The organism is Niallia sp. MER 6, from assembly GCF_023714395.1.
Lineage (GTDB): Bacteria > Bacillota > Bacilli > Bacillales > Cytobacillaceae > Niallia.
The window spans coordinates 1-1,486 of the sequence record NZ_JAMAUK010000091.1 but is presented as its reverse complement, the minus strand read 5'-3'; the positions used below and the strand labels follow the sequence as shown (position 1 = coordinate 1,486).

Below are 1,486 nucleotides of genomic sequence, written 5' to 3'. Positions count from 1 at the left end.
TTCGTATTATAAGGTTAACCAGAAATGAAAATATTTCTAGTTGACCATTTTTTATATGGGCTTATTATAACTGTAGCCGGGGTAAAACGTAACTGCCAGTGGGACAGAGATCCCGTCTGCTAAACAGTTTGCCCCCTACTTGTAGAAACATGATTGAGGCTGGTTGGGACATAGATCTCGTATAACAAGCGAAGCTGTGACACTGCAAGAAAGATAAGGGGTACCGGCAAATAAAAGATTAGGAGATGATGGAGGATGAATCCAGTCGTTGGTCTGGATATTTCAAAGGGGGAAAGTCAAGTTCAAGCTTTTTTAGATAAAGGCAAACCTTTTCGTAAGAGCTTTAAAGTATCACATACACTTGAGGGGCTTGGTTCACTTATTGAGTTTTTAGAACAGGTGCAGCAAGAAACAGGTCAAAGACCTTGTGTGATTCTAGAAGCAACTGGTCATTATCAGACGCCAGTTGTTCAATATCTAGAAGAACGTGGATATTTACTCATTATTATTAATCCATTAATTTCTTACAAGGCAAAAAGTACAAGTCTAAGAAAAGTAAAGACAGATGCAGTTGATGCTTTTCATCTCTGCGAGCTGTATTACAAAGAGGAATTAGAGCCCTATAAAAAACGAGGGATACAGCTATTAAATCTTCGTAATCTTACGCGACAACACGAAAATATCACGGGTGTTATGATTCAAACTAAGCTCCAATTTCAAGCTGTACTTGATCAAGTATTTCCTGAATATCGAGGGGTTTTTGGAGATTTGTATTCTGTGGTTTCACTCTTAATACTAAAAGAATTTCCGTCATCTGAAGACATACTAAAGGCGGATGATGAAACAATTTCGAGTAAGATAAAGGAATTATGTAAAAGTCGCTCCATTAGGTGGGCAAATGAGAAAGCTATAAAACTAAAAGAGGCGGCAATTCGTAATCCCTTTGAAAAGACCGTCTACCAGAGTCATATATTAAGCTTAGGTATTTACATTAACATTATTCTTCAATACAAAGAGCATCTATCAAGATTAGAGTCAGAGATAGACGCTCTCGCTAAAGATATTGAAGAGTATAATATTATCAAATCCATCCCTGGTATTGGAGAAAAAATCGCTGCCACGATTATTTCCGAAATCGGTGAGATAGATCGATTTAACCATCCTAAAAAGCTTGTAGCTTTCGCTGGTGTAGATCCGAGTGTATTTGAATCTGGTAAATTTAGAGCTACCCAAAACCGTATTACAAAAAGAGGATCAAGTAGACTACGTCATGCCTTGTATATGGCAGTTCGTTGTGCCATTCGTGATTGTCGTAAAAAGAAAACCACGGATGAAATCATCCCTCGCAACCAAAAAATGCGAAAATATTATGATAAAAAACGCGAAGAAGGAAAGCCTTTTAAGGTAGCTGTTATTGCTTGTGTGAATAAGCTCTTACATTGGGTTTTTGCCCTGTTAAAAAGTAAAACAACTTTCCAAGATATAG

1 protein-coding gene is annotated in these 1,486 nt (G+C 37.3%); it reads left to right on the top strand.

Annotation, left to right across the window (positions count from 1 at the left end):
- Positions 1 to 255: 255 nt before the first annotated feature.
- Positions 256 to 1,486 (top strand): IS110 family RNA-guided transposase (locus tag M3600_RS28295; RefSeq protein WP_251648551.1); only part of this gene is annotated, 1,231 nt, incomplete at its 3' end.